This window comes from Myxococcus vastator, from assembly GCF_010894475.1.
Taxonomy (GTDB): domain Bacteria; phylum Myxococcota; class Myxococcia; order Myxococcales; family Myxococcaceae; genus Myxococcus; species Myxococcus vastator.
In genome coordinates this window covers 1-468 of sequence record NZ_JAAIYB010000971.1, presented here as the reverse complement: position 1 = coordinate 468, position 468 = coordinate 1, and the positions used below count along the sequence as shown (strand labels likewise).

Annotated in this window: 1 pseudogene; it reads left to right on the top strand. The window is 68.6% G+C overall.

The window, feature by feature from the left end:
* Nucleotides 1–151 precede the first annotated feature (151 nt).
* Nucleotides 152–468 (top strand): annotated as a pseudogene (locus G4D87_RS38615) (thymidine phosphorylase); the annotation flags it as partial.

Sequence of the window (468 nt, the reverse complement as noted above, 5' to 3'; positions counted from 1 at the left end):
GAGGCGCTTCTTCCTTCTGCTTGGAGCACGCGCACAGGAGGGCGGCGAGGGCGAGGACGTGGAGGCGGAGCATCATGAGGCGCTTATCTACCAGATGCCCGCCCTTTCCCGGAGTGCATGAAGGGGTGGGTTCCTGCTATGGGCTCGCCTCGTGCAACCCTACGAGCTCATCAAGGCCAAGCGGGATGGCGGCCGGCTGGATCCGGCGGACATCCGTGCGTTCATCGAGGCGTATACGGCGGGGACGGTGGCGGACTACCAGATGGCGGCCATGTGCATGGCCGTCTTCTTCCGGGGCATGGACTCCCGGGAGCTGGGCGCCTGGGCCCGCGCCATGCTGGAGTCCGGCGAGGTCCTGGACCTGTCCGACACGCCGGGCGTGAAGGTGGACAAGCATTCGACGGGCGGGGTGGGCGACAAGGTCTCCCTCAGCCTGGCGCCGCTGGCCGCCGCTTGCGGCGTCCCTGC